The organism is Bacteroides sp. 214 (assembly GCF_010501015.1).
In the GTDB taxonomy this organism is placed as follows: domain Bacteria; phylum Bacteroidota; class Bacteroidia; order Bacteroidales; family Bacteroidaceae; genus Bacteroides.
In genome coordinates this window covers 180,718-203,309 of record NZ_QVML01000001.1, presented here as the reverse complement: position 1 = coordinate 203,309, position 22,592 = coordinate 180,718, and the positions used below count along the sequence as shown (strand labels likewise).

General features: G+C 40.5%; 18 protein-coding genes and 1 tRNA gene. 13 read left to right on the top strand and 6 right to left on the bottom strand.

The window, feature by feature from the left end; all coding sequences use genetic code 11:
- The first annotated feature begins 41 nt into the window (after positions 1-41).
- The 9 genes from tilS (at position 42) to D0T50_RS00760 (ending at position 12,630) form a co-directional block, all read left to right on the top strand.
- Positions 42-1,331: a tRNA lysidine(34) synthetase TilS gene (gene tilS / locus D0T50_RS00800; protein WP_163220987.1), complete on the top strand. Its 1,290-nt coding sequence runs from the start codon at positions 42-44 to the stop codon at positions 1,329-1,331.
- Positions 1,332-1,965: 634 nt separating this feature from the next.
- A complete protein-coding gene (gene rho / locus D0T50_RS00795) occupies positions 1,966-3,873 on the top strand; it encodes a transcription termination factor Rho (protein ID WP_163220985.1) in 1,908 nt (635 codons plus the stop codon).
- 113 nt (positions 3,874-3,986) lie between these two features.
- Positions 3,987-5,792, top strand: a complete 1,806-nt coding sequence (locus tag D0T50_RS13915) for an ATP-binding protein (protein ID WP_163220983.1) — start codon at positions 3,987-3,989, stop codon at positions 5,790-5,792.
- An 8-nt stretch (positions 5,793-5,800) separates the two neighbouring features.
- Positions 5,801-7,771, top strand: coding sequence for a HAMP domain-containing sensor histidine kinase (locus D0T50_RS00785; protein WP_163220981.1), 1,971 nt, complete (start codon positions 5,801-5,803; stop codon positions 7,769-7,771).
- 40 nt (positions 7,772-7,811) lie between these two features.
- Positions 7,812-9,134: an MATE family efflux transporter gene (locus tag D0T50_RS00780; RefSeq protein WP_163220979.1), complete on the top strand. Its 1,323-nt coding sequence runs from the start codon at positions 7,812-7,814 to the stop codon at positions 9,132-9,134.
- 58 nt (positions 9,135-9,192) lie between these two features.
- Positions 9,193-10,512 carry a signal recognition particle protein gene (gene ffh / locus D0T50_RS00775; RefSeq protein ID WP_163220978.1) on the top strand — a complete coding sequence of 440 codons (1,320 nt, stop codon included), beginning with the start codon at positions 9,193-9,195 and terminating at the stop codon, positions 10,510-10,512.
- A 12-nt stretch (positions 10,513-10,524) separates the two neighbouring features.
- Complete coding sequence (gene folD / locus D0T50_RS00770) at positions 10,525-11,421, top strand: bifunctional methylenetetrahydrofolate dehydrogenase/methenyltetrahydrofolate cyclohydrolase FolD (RefSeq protein WP_163220976.1); 897 nt, start codon at positions 10,525-10,527, stop codon at positions 11,419-11,421.
- Positions 11,421-12,518 carry a CapA family protein gene (locus tag D0T50_RS00765; RefSeq protein ID WP_163220974.1) on the top strand — a complete coding sequence of 366 codons (1,098 nt, stop codon included), beginning with the start codon at positions 11,421-11,423 and terminating at the stop codon, positions 12,516-12,518. The genes folD and D0T50_RS00765 overlap by 1 nt, the downstream gene beginning before the upstream one ends.
- 38 nt (positions 12,519-12,556) lie before the next feature.
- A tRNA-His gene (locus tag D0T50_RS00760) sits at positions 12,557-12,630 on the top strand.
- A 167-nt stretch (positions 12,631-12,797) separates the two neighbouring features.
- Here the strand turns inward: D0T50_RS00760 and D0T50_RS00755 are convergent.
- From D0T50_RS00755 to D0T50_RS00745, 3 genes are all read right to left on the bottom strand, one after another.
- A complete protein-coding gene (locus D0T50_RS00755; RefSeq protein ID WP_163220972.1) occupies positions 12,798-13,343 on the bottom strand; it encodes a DUF4738 domain-containing protein in 546 nt (181 codons plus the stop codon).
- A 236-nt stretch (positions 13,344-13,579) separates the two neighbouring features.
- Positions 13,580-13,945 carry a DUF4890 domain-containing protein gene (locus tag D0T50_RS00750; RefSeq protein WP_163220970.1) on the bottom strand — a complete coding sequence of 122 codons (366 nt, stop codon included), beginning with the start codon at positions 13,943-13,945 and terminating at the stop codon, positions 13,580-13,582.
- A gap of 134 nt (positions 13,946-14,079) precedes the next feature.
- A complete protein-coding gene (locus D0T50_RS00745) occupies positions 14,080-14,643 on the bottom strand; it encodes an NAD(P)H-dependent oxidoreductase (RefSeq protein ID WP_163221302.1) in 564 nt (187 codons plus the stop codon).
- A gap of 112 nt (positions 14,644-14,755) precedes the next feature.
- Between D0T50_RS00745 and D0T50_RS00740 the strand changes: the two genes are divergently transcribed.
- Entirely contained in the window at positions 14,756-15,271 is a 516-nt protein-coding gene (locus D0T50_RS00740; RefSeq protein ID WP_203558153.1) for a GNAT family N-acetyltransferase, read from the top strand.
- A gap of 1 nt (position 15,272) precedes the next feature.
- On the opposite strand, the gene D0T50_RS00735 is transcribed toward D0T50_RS00740, so the two are convergent.
- Positions 15,273-17,000 carry a bifunctional UDP-sugar hydrolase/5'-nucleotidase gene (locus tag D0T50_RS00735; protein WP_163221300.1) on the bottom strand — a complete coding sequence of 576 codons (1,728 nt, stop codon included), beginning with the start codon at positions 16,998-17,000 and terminating at the stop codon, positions 15,273-15,275.
- 6 nt (positions 17,001-17,006) lie between these two features.
- Positions 17,007-17,738: a bifunctional 2-polyprenyl-6-hydroxyphenol methylase/3-demethylubiquinol 3-O-methyltransferase UbiG gene (locus tag D0T50_RS00730; protein ID WP_163220968.1), complete on the bottom strand. Its 732-nt coding sequence runs from the start codon at positions 17,736-17,738 to the stop codon at positions 17,007-17,009.
- A gap of 100 nt (positions 17,739-17,838) precedes the next feature.
- On the opposite strand from D0T50_RS00730, the gene D0T50_RS00725 reads away from it, so the two are divergent.
- Positions 17,839-18,027, top strand: a complete 189-nt coding sequence (locus D0T50_RS00725; protein WP_163220966.1) for a hypothetical protein — start codon at positions 17,839-17,841, stop codon at positions 18,025-18,027.
- Positions 18,028-18,037: 10 nt separating this feature from the next.
- On the opposite strand, the gene D0T50_RS00720 is transcribed toward D0T50_RS00725, so the two are convergent.
- A complete protein-coding gene (locus D0T50_RS00720) occupies positions 18,038-19,267 on the bottom strand; it encodes a DUF4468 domain-containing protein (RefSeq protein WP_163220964.1) in 1,230 nt (409 codons plus the stop codon).
- A 256-nt stretch (positions 19,268-19,523) separates the two neighbouring features.
- Here D0T50_RS00720 and D0T50_RS00715 point away from each other — a divergent pair, with 256 nt between their 5' ends.
- Positions 19,524-20,831, top strand: coding sequence for an OmpP1/FadL family transporter (locus D0T50_RS00715; RefSeq protein ID WP_163220962.1), 1,308 nt, complete (start codon positions 19,524-19,526; stop codon positions 20,829-20,831).
- Positions 20,832-20,963: 132 nt separating this feature from the next.
- Positions 20,964-22,580: a glycoside hydrolase family 28 protein gene (locus D0T50_RS00710; RefSeq protein WP_163220959.1), complete on the top strand. Its 1,617-nt coding sequence runs from the start codon at positions 20,964-20,966 to the stop codon at positions 22,578-22,580.
- The last annotated feature ends 12 nt before the right edge of the window (positions 22,581-22,592 follow it).

Sequence of the window (22,592 nt, the reverse complement as noted above, 5' to 3'; positions counted from 1 at the left end):
TTCCTAAAACAGAAAACAAAAGAAAAATTTATCTTTGTGAAATGATTCAAGATAAAGTTGCGCATTACATCAAACAAGAGAACCTTCTTTGCAAAGAAGACAAAATCCTTATTGCACTAAGCGGCGGAGCAGATTCTATTGCATTATTGCATCTTCTATTGACAATGGGCTATAACTGCGAAGCTGCTCATTGCAACTTTCATCTCCGAGGCGAAGAATCTAATCAGGATATGGCTTTTGTGGAAGCACTTTGCAAAAAGAACAACATCCACCTGCATCTTATCCACTTCGACACAACAAAATACGCTTCTCAGCAAAAGCTCTCTATAGAAATGGCAGCAAGAGAACTGCGATACAACTGGTTCAGTGACCTACAAAAAACACACGGTTACACATGTATAGCTGTTGGACATCATCAGGACGACAGCATTGAAACCATATTACTAAATTTGGTGCGAGGTACAGGCATCAACGGGCTACTGGGAATTAAGCCAAAGAACAACAGCATTGTACGCCCACTTCTTTGCCTGACACGCCAAGAAATTATTTCTTTTCTAACAGAGATAAAGCAACCTTATGTCACAGACAGTACCAATCTCTCCGATGACTATGCGCGCAACAAAGTGCGACTAAATGTAATTCCCCAATTGCAAGCCATAAATCCTGCCGCAAAGCAAAACATTCTTGCCACTGCCAAGCACCTTGGAGAAGCAGCCTCTATATATAATAGGTATATAACCGAAAGAATAACCCAATTGCAAACGCCCGAAGGAGTACGTATAGCCGAATTATTGCAAGAAGATTTTCCACACGCTTTGTTGTTTGAAATCCTCTATCCGTTAGGGTTCAACGATTCGCAAATCAACGACATCCTCACAGCACTAAGCGGTCAGCCGGGGAAACAATTCATCAGCAGCAAAGGTTGGCGAGCTATTAAAGATAGAGAGTTTTTAGTTCTTGAACAGATTGTAGAAAAAGAGAAGAGCGACACTCCGCCATTCACGTTGATTTACGAGAAAGCCGCATACGATTCTTCCTTTGTTATTCCACGTAATAAAGACATTGCTTGTTTTGATGCTGATAAATTTCAGCCACCTTATACAATTCGCCGATGGAGAAAGGGAGACAAATTTACCCCGTTTGGTATGAAGGGCAAGAAGTTGGTGAGTGATTTTCTCACAGACAGGAAGTTATCAATTGCTCAAAAAGAGAACCAATGGGTTCTTTGTAGTAAAGATAAAATTGCTTGGATAATAGGCGAGCGAACAGACAACAGCTTCCGCATAAGCCCATCTACCCATGAGATTATTTTGGTCAAAGTAAAAGAATAGCCGAATACAGAACAGGGCTACATATACTCCAAACGTAGTTTTAGCAAATAGGTCTTCACTTTCACATATCGCTGTAACCAAATGATGGTGAGCGAGTTACACGTGAAGACCCCCTCTTTTATCCTTCACAGAGTCTTCACAACCGATTTTTCTGACTGTATTTGTAGTAAGAAATCAGTGAGAAATGGTTCGAAAACCAGTCAGAAGTGAAGCAAAAAACAGTCAGAATTTACACAGCTTAAAGCTCTTACTTCAAATGCTTATGGTATTTGTCTCGTCTGCCATAAGCATTTGGTGCAAATGCCATAAGCAAACGGCCCGAGAACCATAAGCAGACAACCCGCCAGCCATAGGCAAAAAAACATTGCCTCTAAGAACTCTCCTAAGCGTCCTAAATCGCGTTAAAATTCACTAAATCAACATTATTCCAAAAGTTATTGCTATCTTTGCACCGTTGAAACAAAACAGGCAACTTCTTTTTTACTGGAAATCCTGAAAATTCTATTCAACAAAACATCCCAAGACATCAAAAAAACATCAAACAACAGTTACAAGAACAACGCTGTTTGCATATCAACATGCTTTTTTAGTTAAAAAGACAATAATAAAATAAATTTATTCCATACTAATTTTTATGTATAACATTATCCAATTAAACGACAAAAACTTGTCGGAGCTTCAAACCATTGCCACAGAATTAGGAATTAAAAAAGCCGATTCTTTCAAAAAAGAAGAACTTGTTTACAAAATACTAGACGAACAAGCTATCGCCGGAGCAACTAAGAAAGTTGCAGCCGACAAAATAAAGGAAGAAAAAATGGAGGAGAAGAAGAAACGCTCTCGCGTAAGTGTAAAGAAAGAGAACACAAAAGTATTCACCGCCACGAAAAACGGAGAGGTAAAAAAAGCAGAAGAAAAGCCTGCTGTTGCAGCCGAAAAGAAAGCACCGGAACAACCTGTAGAAAAAGTTGCTATCGAAAAAGAAGAAACTCCCGTTGCAAAAAAACCAGCAGCAAGAAAAACTGCAACCAAACCCAAAAAAGCAACAAAAGAAACAACAGAAGATAAAGTTCTAAACAAAGAAGAAGCATCGGCAAAACCTCAAACAGAAGAAAAAAAGCCTGAAACAATTCAAGCGCCCGAAGCTGTTACTACCCGGGAACCGGAAATAGATTTCATTCCTATTGAGAATCTTCCTTCTGAAAAAATAGAACTCCCAACCGAACTACTTGGTAAATTTGAAGCAACCAAGGCAGAGGCCATCAAACCACTAGAGAAGCCGCAAGAGAAACCACAACAAAAACCCGCACAACAACAGCAACAACGTCAAAGAAATCAACCCAACAATAACAATCAGCCTCGCAACAACCAACCCAACGCCCCCGAGCGCAGACCGATGGAGCGCGAAAGGCCTTTCGAGTTTGATAATATTTTAGTAGGTACAGGCGTTTTGGAAATTATGCAAGACGGATATGGTTTCCTGCGCTCATCAGATTATAACTACCTTGCTTCTCCGGATGATATTTATGTTTCTCAATCACAAATCAAATTGTTTGGACTAAAAACAGGCGATGTGGTTGAAGGTGTTATCCGTCCACCGAAAGAAGGAGAGAAATATTTCCCATTAGTAAAAGTATCGAAGATTAATGGCAGAGACGCTGCATACGTAAGAGACCGTGTGCCATTCGACCATCTGACTCCACTCTTTCCCGACGAGAAATTCAAACTCTGCCGCGACGATTACAGAGATTCTCTCTCGGCACGTGTGGTAGACCTCTTCTCTCCTATTGGAAAAGGACAGCGCGGTTTGATTGTAGCTCAGCCAAAAACCGGTAAAACACTCTTGCTGAAAGACATAGCAAACGCTATTGCCGCCAATCATCCCGAAGTATATATGATTATGCTACTGATTGACGAACGCCCCGAAGAAGTTACAGACATGGCACGTAGTGTAAACGCAGAAGTAATAGCCTCAACATTCGACGAACCGGCAGAACGCCACGTTAAGATAGCAGGCATTGTATTGGAAAAAGCAAAAAGAATGGTAGAGTGTGGACATGATGTGGTTATCTTCTTAGACTCAATCACTCGTTTGGCTCGTGCATACAACACTGTTTCGCCAGCTTCGGGTAAAGTTCTTTCGGGAGGGGTAGACGCAAATGCGCTACACAAGCCCAAACGTTTTTTTGGAGCTGCTCGTAACATTGAAAACGGTGGCTCACTAACCATCCTTGCCACCGCACTGATTGATACCGGTTCAAAAATGGATGAAGTTATTTTTGAAGAGTTCAAAGGAACAGGTAATATGGAATTGCAACTCGACCGTAACTTATCCAACAAACGTATTTTCCCAGCCGTAAACATTGTTGCTTCAAGTACACGTCGCGATGATTTATTGCTCGACAAGCAAACACTCGACCGCATGTGGATTCTACGCAAATATCTTTCTGACATGAACCCTATCGAAGCAATGGATTTCGTGAAAGACCGCTTAGAAAAAACTAAAAACAACGACGAGTTTTTAATGAGCATGAACAGCTAATCAAGAGAAATAGAACATAAAAAAGAACTATTTGAGCTTTTTTTGCTCAAATAGTTCTTTGTTTGTAAAAATCGTTATATCTTTATTCTCGCAAACTTTTAAGAAAACCTATTGTGAAGATTGTAAAACTTCTATTAACCTTAGCCATCATACTATCAGCAACCTCATTATACGCAGGGAATGAGGACAAATTTAATGCGCTGTTATCTCTCTCTGAGAGAAATATAACGTATGATGAGGAAACTCCGCTTGACAGCGTAATCTGTTGGGGCGAATCCCTTAACCACATTTTCGAAACAAGAGCAGAATACAACACTTTTTTTGAACTGGAGTTATTATTAGCAAATGCCTATTGTACCCGGGGTGATGTTACTCTTGCCATAGACAAGGTGCAACAGATGCTCGACAAAGCCAACAAGCTAAATTATCATTATGTAGGTATTGCCTTAGCTTGTCAGGGTGTAGGAGATGCGTATGCCGCGGCAAGCATGAGAAAAGAAGCCATAGAATCTTATAAAGAAGCAATAGACATTTGGGACAGGCTACCTAGCGCTGTTACCTATAAAAAAAGAACACTACTAAAAACAATAGACCTCTGCCTGGAAGAAAACGAAGACGCAACTCCCTACAAAGAAGAAGCAAATCAACTGATTCAGGAAGGCGATCCGCTCTTTTCATATCTTACCTTGCTGAATGCCTATTACTATACCGTATACAACCAATTGGACGAGGCAAAAAAATATTTAGACCACGCAAGAGAACAAATCCAAAAAGAGAAAAAAAGCATTCTTTCTGCATCTTTGAGCTATACAATCGGTTTCTACTACAGCAAACGAAAAGATTACAAAGAGGCAATGCTGGCTTTTAACGGAATAAATGAACAGAATCAGAAATTGCTCTCCACCACCCTATCTTCATTACTGGCTGCAAAAAAAGTCGATTTGCTAATAGAGATGGGTAAGAACAATGAGGCAACTAAACTATACGAACAAATCATCAATACCAAAGATTCTATCAATGCAAAAAGCTATTCACGTCAGGTAAATAGCTTGCGTACCAGCTATAAAGTAAACCAAATAGAACTTGATACACAAACACAACGCAACAAACAACATTCACTTGCCATTGCATTCGGCAGTGGACTATTGCTATTAGCCATTGCTCTAACGCTTTATATTATATACAGCAATAAACTACTGGTGCGCTCGCGCAAACAGATGGAAAATGCAAAAAATCAAGCCGACCAATCGGTAAAAGCCAAAAGTATGATCATGTCTAACATGAGTCACGAAATACGCACACCGCTTAATGCTCTTACCGGATTTTCTGCGATATTGACGGAAGATTCCATTGACAATGAAACCCGTAATCAGTGTAATGAAATCATTCAACAGAACTCCGAGCTGCTACTAAAACTAATCAATGACGTAATTGACCTTTCGAGCTTAGAGTTTGGAAAGATGCAGTTCAATTTTAAAGACAATGATGCCGTGTCCATCTGCCGTAATGTAGTGGATACTGTACGTAAGATAAAACAAACCAGTGTAGACATCCGCTTTGCAACCCAGTTGGAAGAGCTCATATTACACACTGATGAAGCACGTTTGCAACAAGTATTAATCAACCTGCTGGTAAACGCAACCAAGTTTACACAAAGCGGTTCCATCACACTGGAGCTAACAATAAACGACCGCGGGAAAGCGCTCTTTACTGTTACAGACACCGGCTGTGGTATACCTTTGGAAAAACAAAGTAAGATCTTTGGACGATTTGAGAAACTCAATGAAATGGCACAGGGTACAGGACTGGGGCTATCTATCTGCCAGTTAATTGTAAACCACGTGGGAGGTGATATCTGGATTGACCCAACCTATACCGACGGCTCAAGATTCTGCTTTACTCACCCTCTGAAAAAGTAACTATACCTATGAACAGATTTATCCTCATCATAACCATCATAATAGGAATTCAGCTATCGGCTTACAGCGCGCAAACGAATAATAATATCGATAGCTTGGAAAACCTAATCAAAACTCTTCCTGTAGGCGACACACTGCGGTTAAGTCTATACAACCAGTTGGCTATTATTAAACAAGGTACTCCCGAAGGAATACAAACTGTACAGCAATGGATGAACGAGGCAGAGCGTATGAAAAATGACTATTATAAATGTCGCGCAGCCTATTTTGGTGCTATATATTACTACAATAGGCAACAAACAGACAGTACGCTATACTATGCTAACATACTAGAACCTATTGCAGAAGAATTAGGCTTGTGGGATTTGTACTTTGAGGTACAAATGGTACGCAATAACCTACACATTTTCGACGAAAATTTTGAACTCTCCATCAATAATGCCTTAAGAACACAAGAAAAGGCCATGAAGATGGGAAACACAAACGGGATTATCACAGCCAAGACTTCACTTGCCACAGCGTACTCCTCTACGGGACGCTGGGAAGAAGGTAAAAAAGAACTGGAAGAAGCTTACAAACTTTTACCTAAAGAAGAAAACTCCACCAACAGACTTCATTTATTAGGTGTACTGGTAATGGCAAGCTATCATACCAATGACTACAACAAAATGATGGAGTACAACACATTGCTTAAAGAAATGCTCGACAAACACATTGCCGAAACTACTTTCAGCGAATCTTACAATAACATATATGCCTTTGTAGAAATATATAATGCTTATTATTACCTTAAAGAAAAGAATGATCTTTCCAAAGCCTTAGTACACATAAAAAAAGCAGACGAGCTTATTAATGAGAACTCATTCTATATGTACAAAGGTCAGTTTTATGAGCTGAAAGCAACGTTTTATTGTAAAACAAAGGAATATACTAAGTCACTGGAAAGTATTGATATAGCCATTAACATTCTAAAAGAGGCCGGACTCGAAGAGAATTCCACTGAGTTGCTGTCTACAAAAGCAAAAATCCTCGCAGAAGCAGGGAATTATAGCGATGCTATTGCTGTATATCAGTTTCTTGCACAACGCAAGGACTCGCTTAGCTATAGCGTATCCAATAAACAGATGGTGCAAATCCAAGAAATCTACAACGTAAACAAGTTGATGATGGAACAAGAGATTGTTATAAACCAACGACAACAAATTGTGCTTGCAAGTATTGCTACCATCTTTGCCTTATTATTAGCCTTTATCATCCGCGCATTTATAGTACGCAGGTCGCTCAAAGCTTCCAAAGAACATGTAAAGGAAGCGATGAAAGCATCTGAGGAAACCAATGAGATAAAAAACCGCTTCTTGTCTAATATGAGTTACAACATCCGCACACCGCTTAATAACGTGGTTGGTTTTTCGCAGCTTATAGCTGCCGACCCAGACATGGAGGATGAGCAACGTAAAGAGTACGCAGCTATTATCAAGAAGAATTCGGATGAATTAATGAGATTGGTAAACGATGTATTAGACTTATCACGTTTGGAATCCGGCATGATGAAGTACACTGTATCCGAGTACGAAATATCCAATTTGTGCAATGATGCACTTTACATGGCTAACTCAAAGAATAAAGGGTTAATACAGATAAACATTGAAAAAGATCCGCAACAAGAAATCAATGTACAAACAGACAGCACCCGCTTTATAGGCGCACTGCTTAGTTTATTCACCTATTCAAACGAAGAAATTAAAGAAGAACGTACCATTACGGTAAAAATAAAGCTTTCAAAAGACCACAAAAATGTTTTATTGGAAGTTCTTAATACTCCTCTTGCCGACCCTGAGTTGCAAACACAGGAGATTATTATTCGCAATGAAATCAACCGTATGTTCTTTGAGCGTTTCCGGGGAGTATACAAGTTGATTATAAACGAAACAAGCGGACCATCAATCGTTATTTCGCATCCATTGCAAGCATCCGAATAAAAAACGCACCTTTGCGCTTTCTAAAATGTAAGCCCTTTATATGTACAATAATAAAAGAATCTGGAGTGTTAGCTATCCTATACTCTTAAGTCTACTTGCCCAAAACATTATCAATGTTACCGACACAGCTTTTCTGGGACATGTCAGCGAAGTTGCACTCGGCGCCTCAGCGATGGGCGGGCTTTTCTACATCTGCATCTTTACAATAGCATTCGGTTTTAGTGTAGGTTCGCAAATTGTTATTGCCCGTCGTAATGGAGAAGGAGACTATGCGCAGGTAGGACCTGTCATGATTCAAGGAAGCTTGTTCTTGTTGGTGCTGGCTGCCTTCCTTTATACCATGAGCCGTCTGTTTGGTGGGAACATCATGTATTTATTGGTTTCGTCCGAAGAAATCTACGATTCCACGATGAGTTTCCTCAACTGGCGTATCCTTGGTTTCTTCTTTTCTTTCGGTAATGTAATATTCCGAGCATTCTACATCGGTATTACCCGTACAAAAGTAATGACTATTAATGCCATCATTATGGCAATAACCAATGTAGGGTTAGACTATGTCATGATATTTGGTAAGTTTGGATGTCCGGCTATGGGTGTAGAAGGAGCAGCTATTGCTTCTGTTATTGCCGAAGCAAGTTCAATGCTATTCTTCCTAATATACACATATATAACAGTAGACTTCAAGAAATACGGATTGAATAAGTTTACTTCGATTGATTTTAAGCTGCTCGGGCGCATTTTGAATATCTCTTGTTTTACCATGCTTCAATACTTCCTTTCAATGGGTACTTTCTTTGTATTCTTTGTAGTGGTGGAACGTATTGGGCAGCGTGAGTTGGCTATTGCAAATATCGTACGAAGCATTTACATCATATTATTTATCCCGGTTAATTCACTTGCAACCACAGCCAACAGTTTGGTGAGTAATGCTATTGGGGCGGGAGGAATTAAGCAGGTTATCAATTTAGTGAAGCGAATTGCAACGATGTCATTAGCAATTATGTTGGTAATGGCGGGGTTGATGGCATTATTTCCTCAGACGATTCTCTCTATTTATACCAATGATGCTTCGCTTATTCAAGACTGCGTACCATCCATCTATGTGATTAGCTTTGCCATGCTGATAGCATCGGTTTCCAATGTAGTGTTCAATAGCATATCGGGCACAGGCAACACACTTCCCGCACTATATTTAGAGTGTTTTACACTTGTCTTTTATGTACTTTACATTCTCTTTGTTGGATCTTATCTGCGCCAACCGGTAGAAATTTGCTTCACCAGCGAGATTGTTTATTACTCCATGCTCTTAATAACCAGTATTATTTACCTCAAGAAAGCAAATTGGCAAAACAAAAGGATTTAACTTTGCGGGGTTTTTCTTAAATTTGCGTCCTCGAAGTAAGAAATAAATAAATCCCGATATGTTTGATAATTTAAGTGATAGATTAGAGAGATCTTTTAAGATTCTGAAAGGCGAAGGAAAGATTACCGAAATCAACGTTGCCGAAACCCTCAAAGATGTTCGCAAAGCATTGCTTGATGCCGACGTGAACTACAAAGTAGCCAAAACATTTACCGATACCGTAAAGGAAAAAGCCTTAGGGCAGAACGTGCTAACTGCCGTGAAACCCAGCCAACTCTTAGTAAAAATTGTGCACGACGAGTTGGCACAACTAATGGGTGGCGAAACAGCCGAACTTAATCTTGAAGGTAGACCAGCTGTTATCCTCATGTCCGGGTTACAAGGTTCGGGTAAAACCACTTTCTCGGGCAAACTTGCTAAAATGCTGAAAAGCAAAAAAGGTAAACGCCCGTTGTTGGTTGCTGCCGACGTATATCGTCCCGCAGCTATTGAGCAATTACGTATACTTGCCGAACAAATTGAAGTACCCATGTACTGCGAACTGGATTCAAAAGATCCGGTTGCTATTGCCGTAAATGGTATTAAGGAAGCCAAAACCAAAGGATGCGATTTAGTAATCGTCGACACAGCCGGTCGCCTTGCTGTAGACGAACAGATGATGAACGAAATCGCAGCCATCAAAGCAGCTATTAATCCGGATGAAATTCTATTTGTCGTAGATTCCATGACCGGACAGGATGCAGTTAATACAGCTAAAGAATTCAACGAACGTCTTGACTTTGACGGTGTAGTTCTAACCAAATTGGATGGAGACACACGTGGTGGAGCAGCGCTTTCTATACGTACGGTAGTAAACAAGCCTATTAAGTTTGTTGGTACCGGCGAAAAACTCGAAGCCATAGACCAGTTCCACCCTTCGCGTATGGCCGACCGTATTCTTGGAATGGGAGACATCGTTTCGCTTGTTGAACGTGCGCAAGAACAATACGATGAAGAAGAAGCCAAGCGTCTGCAAAAGAAGATTGCGAAGAATCAGTTTGACTTTAACGACTTCATGAAGCAAATTGCACAAATCAAAAAAATGGGTAACCTAAAAGATTTGGCTTCCATGATTCCGGGTGTAGGTAAAGCAATTAAGGATATTGACTTAGACGACAATGCTTTCAAAAGCATCGAAGCTATTATCCAATCCATGACCCCTGCCGAACGTTCTAACCCTGCTCTTCTTGATGGCTCACGCAGAGCAAGAATTGCTAAAGGAAGCGGAACAAACATACAAGATGTAAATCGCTTGTTGAAGCAATTTGACCAGACACGCAAAATGATGAAAATGGTTACAACTGCTAAGCCCGGTAAAATGCCTAAAATGAGAAGATAAAAACATACGATTATGGAAGATAAAACATACAAACTCATCGATGGAAAAGCTGTTTCGGATACAGTAAAGCAAGAAATAGCAGCCGAAGTAACACAAATTGTAGCAACCGGAGGCAAGCGTCCGCACTTGGCAGCCATCTTAGTAGGACACGATGGAGGTAGCGAAACTTACGTTGCCGCTAAAGTGAAAGCATGCGAAGCGTGCGGGTTCAATTCTTCGCTCGTGCGCTATGAAGAAGACGTAACAGAAGACGAACTATTAGCTAAAGTAATGGAACTGAACAACGATCCGGATGTAGATGGATTTATTGTTCAATTGCCACTACCCAAACATATCTCCGAGCAAAAGGTTATTGAGACGATTGACTATCGCAAAGATGTAGATGGTTTCCATCCTATTAATGTAGGGCGTATGTCTATCGGACTACCTTGTTATATATCTGCTACTCCCAATGGAATTATGGAGTTGTTGAAACGTTATGAAATTCAGACTTCGGGCAAAAAATGTGTTGTACTTGGTCGTAGTAACATTGTAGGAAAACCTATGGCTACCCTGATGATGCAAAAAGGCTACCCGGGAGACGCAACCGTTACCGTTTGTCATAGCCGTTCAAAAGATTTAGTAAAGGAATGCCAGGAAGCAGATATCATCATTGCGGCACTGGGACAACCTAATTTTGTTACAGCAGACATGGTAAAGCCGGGCGCGGTAGTTATCGATGTAGGTACCACACGTGTACCTTCGGACAAAACCAAGTCGGGATTTAAGTTAACCGGCGATGTACTTTTTGACGAAGTAGCCCCCAAGTGTTCATATATCACGCCCGTTCCGGGAGGCGTTGGCCCTATGACTATTGTGTCGCTGATGAAGAATACACTACTTGCTGGCAAGAAAGCCATTTACAAGTAATGAAGCAGCTCTTTCTCTTGCTCTTATTGCTGCTCTCTTGCTCGTGCATCACACGAGAAAAACAGGTAGAAAAACATAGAGAAGGAGATATAAATACAGACAGTATATCCTCAACCGACAGCATTTCTTTGCTGTTTGTTGGGGATATTATGCAACATCAGGCACAGATAGATGCTGCAAGAGTAGGACAAAGCTACAACTACCTTGAATGTTTTCGCTACGTAAAAGAAGAAATCAGCGAGGCAGATATCGCCATTGGTAATTTGGAAGTAACTTTGGGAGGCAAACCCTATCGGGGATATCCATCTTTTAGTTCGCCCGACGAACTCGTATTTGCTATTCAAGATGCCGGCTTTGACGTATTGCTCACTGCCAACAACCACTCTTTAGACCGTGCCACCAAAGGCATCAATCGCACTATTAGCATACTCGACTCGCTCAATATACCTCATGCCGGTACATATACTGACTCCATTGCACGTAAAAAACAGTATCCGCTTTTACTCGAAAAGAACAATTTCCGCATTTCACTTCTTGCCTATACCTACGGTACAAACGGATTAGTACCCAAACAGCCGTGTATTGTTAACTACATCGACAAAAAAGTTATCTTGCAAGACCTTGAAATAGCGCGTACACAAAACCCCGATGTCATTATTGCATGTATGCATTGGGGAGATGAATATAACTCTCAGCCCAATAAAACACAAAAAGAATTAGCAAAATGGCTGATAGAACAAGGAGTTAATCATGTTATCGGTGCGCATCCACATGTGATACAACCTTACGAGCTACGTACCGATACACTGAGCGGAGAACAAAACATGGTGGTTTATTCACTTGGCAATTTCATTTCCAACATGTCATTACTGGGAAGAGATGGTGGAATGATGTTTAGATTGGATTTGGTTAAAGACAATACGGTGCGCATAGCTAATTATGCACATACTCTGGTGTGGACAGCACGCCCCAATCAGCAAAATCGTAAGATTCATACCTTAATACCCGAATACCATCCACAAGACTCATTAAGCACTAACGAGCAGGAAAAAATGAAAATCTTTATAGAAAATTCCCGCAAGATAGTTGTAAAATAAAAGAATATCTATATCTTTGCACCGCATTAGAAAACATGGTGGCTATAGCTCAGCTGGTTAGAGCGTCGGATTGTGGTTCCGAAGGTCGTGGGTTCGAACCCCATTAGCCACCCAACGAAAAAGATTGTCCAAATAGACAATTTTTTTTCGTTTTAAACAATGACTCCACGCTGTAATTTTCTCAGTGATTTTTGACCTAATTCTCAGTGATTTTTTTCAAAAAAGCAGTGAGAAATGAAGTAGAATACAGTGAGAATTTTCGCCAACAAACGGTTTATTTCATTCTTCGGAATAAATTTCATCCAGCAACTCATCACGAACCATAGTCATTTTTCCTTCGGCAGTAATTGTTATGGATATAGGAATATATAAATCTGTTTGCGGGTAGCTAACACTTGCAGCAAGTACAATACCTTGTGCAGAAACTTTATTGTACACCATACCCTCCAAGATAGCATTCTTCATAAAAGAAGCTGCAACAACCGATGAGAAATCTTGTTTTCTAAAGGTTTTGCTAAAGATATTGCTACCCCCTTGGGTTATTTTCAACTCTATCTTGTTATCGAGAAACATATCACCCGTTTCGCTCTTTACTTGTGGAAGCGAACTATCTGGTGTACGAGCCAAAAACACTTTATAATTCTTTCCTTTGAACGTTACTTCCAACTCGTTTCTATATTCTTGCATCTTCTGCAAGCCATGCGCATCAACAGTGCTTTCCATCAGCACATATGCATCTTTTTGTTCGGATTTGCTTTTGTTGGAGCAACCACAAAAGATTAGCAATAAAGCTAACAACAATAAAATTCGGGCAATACTATTCATTTCCTCTTCTTTAATTCACACAAAGGAACAAAAAGCAACGGAAATAGACAAGCGATTGAAGCCATTTTAGTAAAACTGAAAAGTTCTACTTTTCAAAGCTTATTTGCATTCGTTTTGAGGTTCTTTTTTGTTCGTTTCGGGGTTCACTTTCATTTCTTTTGAAGTCTGCTTTTGGCTACATCCGGCTTCAAAAAAAAGAGAGAAGTTGTTGATCTTCTCTCTCTCTAGCATACGAACTAATTTCTTGATCGGTTACCGCCTCGTCGTTGGCGTCTTTCTTCAGCATCCTTTGCGTACTTTTCATACTGTTCGGCTGTCAACACTTCCTTAAGCTTTTTGGTGTAATTTTCTTGTACCTTTTGCATTTGTGCACGTCTTTCGTCGCGATTTTCCGAAGTTATCTTAGACATGCCTTCTGCCATTTCAAGATTTAATGCATACACTTTCTCTTGTTGGTCTGCATCCAAGGAGTAACTCTTAACCATTTGCTCGGTGGTTGTTTTTGCGCGTTCTTTCGGGTCCATGTTTCTACCGGGACGTTGTTGTGCCATCAAGTTTCCTGCAACTAGTAGCACTGCCATTAAAAAGCCAAATTTCTTCATAATTGTCTTGTTTATAAATTACTTTGTTTATTATGGAAAACAATTATTTGACTTTGCTTTTTCAAAAAGGTTTAATTGAGATCAGTTAATTACTTTAGCTAGAGAGTTGAAGAGATATAAGGTAAGAGGTAGTGTTACCACCATGCTGTACTCATATGAAGTTCCATTTTTTCAATAAGGCTTTCTACACGCTCTTTGTATTCAGTAGCACCCTTAGCTATAACCTTTCCCATGTTTTCTTCAGTATCACCATAAACCACAACAGGGGTCGTCCATACCATACCTGCATGTATAGCAGCAGCCTGATACGGTCGAAGAAGTTCGTCAATAGTAAACTGACACTTACCACCGGTGCGATAGCAGCTTTCGTCGAAGCCAGTAGTAGTAATTACCATCAGTGGTTTTCCTGCTATTGCCGGAGTTTTTGATACATACGTCAGCACTTCATCTTCCCACCGTTTCATCATATAGGGAGCCGACATCCAGTGTATAGGGAATTGTAATACCAGTGCCGAAGCATTAGACAGTATCGTGCCCCACTCCGCCACATTAAACTCTTTAAATTTTTCGTCATACAAGTTGTAAACCGCCACCCCTTCAATATCCTTAACCGTATCGAGCAAACTCTTGTTTACTACCGATTCTTTTAAGTTGGGATGGGCAATCAAAATTACAACTTGTCCCGATTTAGCGTGCATGTTATACATATATTCAGTTATTAAATGTTTCAGATCAAGTATTTGGTACTCAATGGAAACTAAACATATTTCATTGCCGTTTTGTTTGATCGCAAAGGATATTTTAATCTATATGATGATAATACCTATTCTTTTCTTTATCTTAGCCACCTGTAAAAATAGTTATAACAACATCATGTCGGCAATAAAGATTCGTCGCGCGGAAAAAGAAGACTGTCCGCGCCTGTTAGCCCTGATAAAGGGACTTGCATTGTATGAAAAAGCACCCGAAGAAGTAACCGTAACCCTATCTCATTTTGAGGAGAGTGGCTTTGGCAACAATCCCGTTTGGTGGGCGTTTGTAGCCGAAGAGGAAGGCACTATTCACGGATTTGCTCTATACTATATTCGTTACAGCACATGGAAAGGTCAACGAATGTATCTCGAAGATATTTATGTAGACCCTCAGATGCGTGGTAAAAAAATAGGCGCCCAACTATTTGAGCGCCTTATAGTAGAAGCAAAAGAACGTAAACTTCAAGGTATGGTGTGGCAAGTGTTGGACTGGAATGAGCCTGCAATAAACTTTTATAAAAAATACAATGCCACGTTTGACAATGAATGGGTGAACTGCGCGATTGCTTTCTAAGTTAATAATTGCCAAACATCAATTTATAATCCCGTTCCGAAGCTTGTTTTACCCATTCTTCGGGAATAAAGCGCCATTGATTCAATGGTTGTGGATGTACTATTTGCTGTTTTTTTATCTCTTCGGCGAGATAGTAGCGCAAGTCTTTATCCGTAGATTTAACTATTCGTCTATCCAATTCTTCGCGTGAAATACCAGCTCCTTCGGTCAGAATTCCCGCGCCGCCACTTCCTTGATAGGAATTTACAGCTACCCGATAAGTTTTATCCAACAAGAAGGGAGTACCATCTGCCATACTTGCAACGGTTACCTTTTCGCCAACAGGTTTAGTCACATCAACTGTATACAACAGACCTGCAGCAGAGTCAAAGCCAAACGAAGGATTTATAAAATTATAACGGTCATTACGCGTGTTTTTTTGTATAAGCAGCAAATGGTCGTCGGGGGAAGTCATTTGATTTGTCCATATCCCATAACAATATTCCAAAGCGTCTTTAATCTCTTTTCCTGTAAGATTCATGGTGTAGAGCAAGTTCTCGTAACGATAAAGATTGAACATATCGCGCATATAGATTTTACCTGCGCCAATGTATGTACTTTGCGAAAGTGGCGCAACTAAAGAAATCTCCGCATCCGCTACTTTCAACTGTAAGGTATGTAGCAAATCAATGAAATCAGAAGGCCCAAAGAATGATTCGCGTGCCGAAATTGCATTAGTAAACTCACCAATTTCTGCATTTACATAATTCTTGATCGTTTCAAAGCTCTTGGAAAACTGCTCCATATATGCTGCATCCGGTTCAAGCGAAGAGATATCGACCAAGTCTCCCTTTAGTGTCTTTTCTATTACCTTTTCACCTGCTTTCTTCACCCGAACAGTAACATCACAGATATGATTTCCACTATTAGCCGGGTCAATAACCAAGACCGAATCTCCTACGCAGTTCACTACTTTTTCGCAAAACAACGAGTGATCGTGTCCGCAGAAAACTGCATCCAAGCCTGGTACGTTTTGCGCTATCTTCATACCTACATTTTCATCGAATCCTGTAAGCGAAGAACTCTTCACACCCGAGTGTATTAATGCAATAACCACATCAGGATTTTCTTTTTCTTTAATGATAGGAATCCACTTTCTCGCTGTCTCCTCAATATTGGCAAAGCGCAAACCAGTCCAAAGATTTTCGGGAAGCCAAGCGGGTATTGCCTCAGTAATCATTCCAAGCACAGCAACCTTCATGCCACCTCGTTGAAACATGGCGTAAGGAGGAAGATAGGGCTCTCCATCTGTTTTAAGAATATTTGCTCCCAATACCGGGAAGGTACAATTATCTACCCAACGGTCGTACACCGAATGTCCTGTTTCAATATCGTGATTTCCCATCACAGAAATGTCATAACCAATATAATTCAGTGTTGATGCCCCCAAATGAATAGAAGTGGTATCAATAAAATTGTAGTAATAAACACACGGCTGCCCTTGCAATAAGTCACCACCTTCCATCAACAAGAAGTTATCGCGTCCAATCGTTGCGCGTTTTTCAGCGATAAATGTACTCACACGTGCCAAGCCACCTCTATTCTCACGATTATTCATAAAGTCAAATGGAAAGAAGTTTCCATGAATGTCGGTAGTATGAAAAATATTTAGCGTAAGTTCTTTCTCTTGAGAAAACAGGTAACTGAAGCTCCACAACAGTAGAGTTAGAAGCAGAAATATTTTTTTCATCATTATTTATTTTAGGGTTATTTTAGCTAGGTAATCATAATGTTTTCCTTCCGCAACAAGCTCTACAACAAAGCCATTTTCGGCTGCATAAAGACTGAGTGTTTGGAAGTCTATATACAACCAGTCGAACACTGCACCTTTCACCTCTTTATATTGCATCTGAAAATCAATTTCACCATAATAATCGCCGGCAATATCTATCAGGAAGCTACCGTCTTCTTCCTCAAAAAGATAACGCAGGTCGCTCGAGTCCATCAAAATGCAACCGCAGGGGCGAAGCAATTGCTTCATTTTCTTAAAGAATAAAGGTAGGTTGTCTATCTTGCCCACAATGCCCGAACCATTCATCAACAACAGAATAGTATCAAAGGAGTCAACGAAAGTTTCATCAAACAAATTTACAAGACGAGCATCTTTTACACCACGCTCTTTCATAACCTGCACCGAGAGTGGCGATACATCAATGGCACAAACATCCAAACCAGCTTCTTGTAAAGCCAAAGCATGGCAACCACTACCCGCTCCTACATCGAGCACACTGCCAGTGGCAAGTTTCAGAGCTTTTCGCTCTAATGGAGGCATCTTATCTACAGTGCGAAATAACTGTCTGACGGGAATCTCATCTTCTTCAAACTGCGAAGAGAAAACACGAAGCCGACCTGCTTTTTTTGTTTGGTGAAACTCGGCAATAGCAGCTCCCATAGGGTCTTTATCGGCGGTTAATACTCCTTTATTCATCTATTGGTAATATTGTATGATGGCAAAGATAATGGAATAATTAGTTGCAACGACTTAAAAGTTTGTAACTTTGTCGAAGAAATCGTTTATAAATTCAGCTATGAGCATAGAGAAAGCCATGACCGAAGGCATCGTTTTTAAGGGAAAAGCCAAAAACGAAGGGCCTAAAGAAGAGAAGATAAAGACAAAAGCCAAGAAAGCAACCTATATTCGCGGACAATCTGGCTCGGGAGCAGCAAAGATGAAAGCGGAAATTAGAAAAAAAAGAGCAAACAGACATAAGAAGTAAGGCTTACGCCTTACTTCACCCAAACATTTATAATTTCTCCAATATACATCTTGTGCAGTTGTTTACCCATCCACTGCTCTTTTAGCTTCTCATCTCCAAGTGCATCATGACTCAATGATTGCGAAACCAACTTGCGGCATTCAATAACAAGCCAAGCTTCGGCGAATGCCTTGCTACCATCAGGAGTGGTAATCGGTGTCAAGCCCGAACCTTTCACTTTATCTTCATTTCTTCCCGAAGCTGTACCGCAATATTTCAATGCATCACGATATGCTTCTGTATAGAATGTTAGTGTATAGGTATCGTTCTTCTCCATTAATTGATAAGTATAGCGAGTAGGATTGATAAAACACATTGTTACCGGCTTTCCGTAAAGCACGCCCATACCACCCCAACTGGCTGTCATCATATTAAATCCGGCATCGGTACCTGCGGTTATTAACATCCAGTCTTCATTTAGCATCTTAATAATGTTACCCGGAATACGTTGCGGGTCAAGCTTTTTGTAACCCGAAAGATCTGCGCCTCCTACATACATAGGTTCAGCAACAACCACGGGAGCAGGTGTAGCAACCGGAGCAGACACAGCGACAGGTGCAGATGTGGCAACTGGCTCGGGTGTGGTTACAGTAGTGGGTGCTGCAGCACCTACATAAGTAACTTGTTGCACAGGTACAACTTTAGTTATTCCCAAAGCTGTCTTTGCTTTCTCAAAATAATTATCGGCAAAGTCTACCGTTTTGATTCTGAATTTGGAGTAACCACGAATAATTTTTGTTTTATCTTTATTCAGTGCTACCTCATCAACGATGTATTCTTCGGCAGGGAACCTCTCTTTTTCATAGGCAAAACGTATCTTTTCAATGGTTATTTCTGTTTGAGCATCCTTGCAGTCTACTACCATCTGATAGGTTGTGAAAGCACGATCTAAAGATAATGCAGAAGAAGCAAACACAATATATTCCTCTCCAAATGCTACTATCTGACCTTTTTCTTTATCAGAAAGAAGAATACGGCTATTGTTTTTATTGGCTTTCATACGTTCGTCTACCCATGAGTACATACGTTCGTAAATCTGTTCTTTACTTGCTCCGGGCAGGTCTATCTTTTCGGAAAAAACAATTCTGCCATCTACCACAGGCACTGCTCCTGCTAAGTATTTGCTTTTATTGTCTTGTGCAAAAACCAAAGTTGGTAAACAAACCAGCAGGGCGAATAAAGCGAAAGCTATTCTTTTCATAAGCATCTTATTATTATGTAAATATATTGTGTGGCAATGATACACAAAAAAAAAGAAACAATCTCGATAAGACTTCGTGAATGTCTCTTTTTTAACGATTAAAAAGATTTAGCCAGAACTGATAGCTTTCAACCCCAAAAAACAGCAAAGAAAGAGATTAGTTTCACAAGAAACGATTATTTTATTGCACATATCTACACTACTTGTGCATTTTTATTATACCTTTGCCGCGAAATATAAAAACACAACAACGATTATGAGAAGATTATCATTATTTGTTGCCTTCCTGGCAACTGTTTCAATTTCAACTTTCGCAGGTGGTATCTTAACCAATACGAATCAACATGCCGCATTCAACAGAATGCTTGCTCGCGGTGCCTCAATTGCATTGGATGGAGTTTATTCTAACCCTGCCGGACTTGCTTTCCTGGAAGACGGGACATACTTTTCGTTAAATATACAGAGTGCATTCCAAACACGTGTAATTCATGCTTCTGATTTTCCACTTTGGCAAGGCACACGTAAATACAAAGGAACCGCTTCTGCTCCTATTATTCCAAGTATTCAAGCCGCTTACAAGAAAGGTGATTGGACTATTTCGGGTAGCTTTGCCGTAACCGGTGGTGGAGGTAAGGCTTCTTTTGACGATGGTTTACCTATGTTCGACTCCAAAGTAATGGCAGGATTGGCCGCAATGGGAGTTACACCTGATAAGTACAGCATTAACTCTGCAATGGATGGCAAACAATACATTTATGGATTGCAGTTGGGATTGTCTTATAAAATAAACGATATCCTTTCTGTTTTTGCCGGTGGACGTATGAATTATGTAAACAGCGGATATGAAGGTTATTTGTTTGCCATATCAAAAGCTGATAACGAAACTGTTCTGTATCCTATCGAACTTGATGTAGACCAAACTGGCTGGGGAATAACCCCTATTATTGGTGCCGATGTAAAGTTTGGTAAATTCAATCTTGGTTTGAAGTACGAGTTTATGACCAACCTGAACATTGAAAACAAAACAAAGAAAAACAGTGACCCCGAAGGTGCATTAGCCGATTATGCACATGGTGTAAACACCCCCAATGATATCCCTGCCCTCCTCACCGCAGGATTAGGTTACGAGTTCCTTCCAAACCTTCGCGCCACAATTGAGTATCACTACTTCTTCGATAAAGACGCAGGAATGGCAAACAATAAGCAAAAGAAACTGAAAAGCGGAACAAGCGAATATCTTGCAGGTATCGAATGGGATGTACATAAATACATAACACTAAGTGCCGGTTATCAAAATACGAACTATGGTTTGTCTGATGATTTCCAAAGTGACACAAGTTTCTATTGCGACTCTTACTCTGTAGGATTTGGAGCAGTAATCAACTTCTCGCCAAAGGTTAAACTAAACGTTGGTTACTTCTGGACAGATTACGAAGACTACACCAAGAGCGTTGCCGCAACCGGCACACCAGGAACAGGATACAACGGCACAGGTTTATCTGGTAAAGACATATACAGCCGTACCAACAAAGTATTTGGAGTAGGTATTGACTACAAGTTCTAAGGAACAAAACCCTATATAGTAAGGAGGATGCATCACATGATGCATCCTCCTTTTCTTTTCATACACAGCTACATTAAAGAAAAAGATGTAACTTTGGCGGATATAATTAGAAACACAAACCAAAATAGGAACATGAAAAATATATTCGCAACAATCATTCTTATTGCTTCCACTCTTTGTTCATTAAGTGCAACGACAGCACAAAACACGTTTTACAATGTAAAGGAATATGGAGCCAAAGGCGATGGCATACACATAGACAGCGATGCCATCAACCAAGCCATTGAAGCAGCAGCGCAAACAGGTGGAGGAACTGTTTATATACCTGCCGGAAAATACCTCAGCTACTCCATTCGACTGAAAAGCAACATTTCTCTTTATATAGATCATGGTGCAACTATAGTTGCAGCAAAAGCTACCGAAGAAAATGGCTATGACGAAGCAGAGCCAAACGAATTCAACATGTATCAGGACTTTGGGCATAGCCATTGGCAGAATAGTCTAATCTGGGGAATTGGTTTACATGATATTTCAATCATAGGTTTTGGATTGATAGACGGTACAGAAGGTCTCTTTCGCGGAGCCAATCGTGCAGGTGCAATTCGAAATGCTAATAAGGCCATTTCGCTGAAAGAGTGTAGAAACGTAACCATTCGCGACATTTCAATGCTGATGTGCGGACACTTCGCCTTACTTGCCACCGGTGTGGATAATTTGACACTTGATAACCTGCGTGTAGATACCAATCGCGACGCGTTCGACATAGATTGTTGCGCCAATGTTCGTGTTTCTAATTGCTATGTAAACACCCTGAATGACGATGCCATTGTTCTTAAAAGCTCTTACGGGCTTGGCTATGCAAAAGATACAGAGAATGTAACAATCACCAATTGCCAGGTATCCGGCTACGACCCCGGCACGCTACTCGATGGCACATTTAAGCGTACGATAACACATGCACCCGACCGTGAAGGTCCTACAGGACGCATTAAGTTTGGTACCGAATCCAATGGCGGCTTCAAAAACATTACGATTTCCAACTGCGTGTTCGACCGTTGCCGTGGTTTAGCTTTAGAAACAGTAGACGGTGGTATTATTGAGGACATTACTATCAATAACATCGCCATGCGCGATATTACCAACGCTCCTCTATTTATTCGTTTAGGGAATCGTGCCCGTGGACCAAAAGAGACAACTCCGGTTGCCAAGATACGTCGTGTTCAAATATCCAATGTATCGGTTAGAAATGCCGATACACGATATGCTTCTATCATTGCCGGACTTCCCGGTCATCTCATTGAAGACGTTGTTTTGAGCAATATTCACATTGAATACAAAGGAGGGCTTTCGCTTCAACACGCAGCCGAACAACCCGAAGAACTGATTAACAACTTCTTTACCCGCAATGAGCCGATTGCTCCACGTGATGCGTATGATGTTCCCGAACGCGAAAAAGATTATCCGGAGCCTGCCACCTTCGGGATTCTTCCTGCCTACGGACTCTTTGTGCGCCATGCCAAAAACATAGAAGTCAATAATGTTACCATGCGGTTTATAGAGGAAGATACCCGCCCGGTAGCTGTATTAATGGACGTAGAGAACATAGATTTCCGCAACTTCAAGGCAGATAAAGCAGCGGTAGCACCCTACTTTGTATTGCGCGGAGTAAATGGATTCTCTGTTTCGGACAGTAAAGGATTAAAAGATATAAAGCTGGATAAGGTTGAAAGCAAGGAAATAAGTAAATAAGTGTTGCCGAAA

What these genes read in the sequence shown, in the direction of transcription:
- tilS (WP_163220987.1), top strand. Translation starts at nt 42, where the DNA reads ATGATTCAAGATAAAGTTGCGCATTACATCAAACAAGAGAACCTTCTT.
- rho (WP_163220985.1), top strand. Translation starts at nt 1,966, where the DNA reads ATGTATAACATTATCCAATTAAACGACAAAAACTTGTCGGAGCTTCAA.
- D0T50_RS00785 (WP_163220981.1), top strand. Translation starts at nt 5,801, where the DNA reads ATGAACAGATTTATCCTCATCATAACCATCATAATAGGAATTCAGCTA.
- D0T50_RS00780 (WP_163220979.1), top strand. Translation starts at nt 7,812, where the DNA reads ATGTACAATAATAAAAGAATCTGGAGTGTTAGCTATCCTATACTCTTA.
- ffh (WP_163220978.1), top strand. Translation starts at nt 9,193, where the DNA reads ATGTTTGATAATTTAAGTGATAGATTAGAGAGATCTTTTAAGATTCTG.
- folD (WP_163220976.1), top strand. Translation starts at nt 10,525, where the DNA reads ATGGAAGATAAAACATACAAACTCATCGATGGAAAAGCTGTTTCGGAT.
- D0T50_RS00765 (WP_163220974.1), top strand. Translation starts at nt 11,421, where the DNA reads ATGAAGCAGCTCTTTCTCTTGCTCTTATTGCTGCTCTCTTGCTCGTGC.
- D0T50_RS00755 (WP_163220972.1), bottom strand. Translation starts at nt 13,343, where the DNA reads ATGAATAGTATTGCCCGAATTTTATTGTTGTTAGCTTTATTGCTAATC.
- D0T50_RS00750 (WP_163220970.1), bottom strand. Translation starts at nt 13,945, where the DNA reads ATGAAGAAATTTGGCTTTTTAATGGCAGTGCTACTAGTTGCAGGAAAC.
- D0T50_RS00745 (WP_163221302.1), bottom strand. Translation starts at nt 14,643, where the DNA reads ATGCACGCTAAATCGGGACAAGTTGTAATTTTGATTGCCCATCCCAAC.
- D0T50_RS00740 (WP_203558153.1), top strand. Translation starts at nt 14,756, where the DNA reads ATGATGATAATACCTATTCTTTTCTTTATCTTAGCCACCTGTAAAAAT.
- D0T50_RS00735 (WP_163221300.1), bottom strand. Translation starts at nt 17,000, where the DNA reads ATGAAAAAAATATTTCTGCTTCTAACTCTACTGTTGTGGAGCTTCAGT.
- D0T50_RS00730 (WP_163220968.1), bottom strand. Translation starts at nt 17,738, where the DNA reads ATGAATAAAGGAGTATTAACCGCCGATAAAGACCCTATGGGAGCTGCT.
- D0T50_RS00725 (WP_163220966.1), top strand. Translation starts at nt 17,839, where the DNA reads ATGAGCATAGAGAAAGCCATGACCGAAGGCATCGTTTTTAAGGGAAAA.
- D0T50_RS00720 (WP_163220964.1), bottom strand. Translation starts at nt 19,267, where the DNA reads ATGAAAAGAATAGCTTTCGCTTTATTCGCCCTGCTGGTTTGTTTACCA.
- D0T50_RS00715 (WP_163220962.1), top strand. Translation starts at nt 19,524, where the DNA reads ATGAGAAGATTATCATTATTTGTTGCCTTCCTGGCAACTGTTTCAATT.
- D0T50_RS00710 (WP_163220959.1), top strand. Translation starts at nt 20,964, where the DNA reads ATGAAAAATATATTCGCAACAATCATTCTTATTGCTTCCACTCTTTGT.